Annotated in this window: 2 protein-coding genes; both read left to right on the forward strand. The window is 59.9% G+C overall.

The window, feature by feature from the left end:
- The first annotated feature begins 11 nt into the window (after positions 1 to 11).
- The gene (locus H8L47_RS29250) at positions 12 to 200 is read left to right on the forward strand and encodes a head-tail joining protein (RefSeq protein ID WP_077814874.1); all 189 of its coding nucleotides are present in this window, start codon (positions 12 to 14) and stop codon (positions 198 to 200) included.
- A gap of 11 nt (positions 201 to 211) precedes the next feature.
- Positions 212 to 379 (forward strand): phage tail protein (locus H8L47_RS29255; RefSeq protein ID WP_186957343.1); only part of this gene is annotated, 168 nt, incomplete at its 3' end.

Genomic DNA, 379 nt, shown 5'->3' on the forward strand with positions numbered 1-379 from the left:
CCGGACAGGGCGTGCGCGTTGAAGGCTCCAGCCCGTCCCTGTTTGTCCGGACTGATGAGGTGCGGCAGCTGCGGCGTGGAGACACGCTGACCATCGGTGAGGAAAATTTCTGGGTAGATCGGGTTTCGCCGGATGATGGCGGAAGTTGTCATCTCTGGCTTGGACGGGGCGTACCGCCTGCCGTTAACCGTCGCCGCTGAAAGGGGGATGTATGGCCATAAAAGGTCTTGAGCAGGCCGTTGAAAACCTCAGCCGTATCAGCAAAACGGCGGTGCCTGGTGCCGCCGCAATGGCCATTAACCGCGTTGCTTCATCCGCGATATCGCAGTCGGCGTCACAGGTTGCCCGTGAGACAAAGGTACGCCATGATGAGTTCGTG

The organism is Undibacterium umbellatum (assembly GCF_014284125.1).
In the GTDB taxonomy this organism is placed as follows: domain Bacteria; phylum Pseudomonadota; class Gammaproteobacteria; order Burkholderiales; family Burkholderiaceae_D; genus Undibacterium; species Undibacterium umbellatum.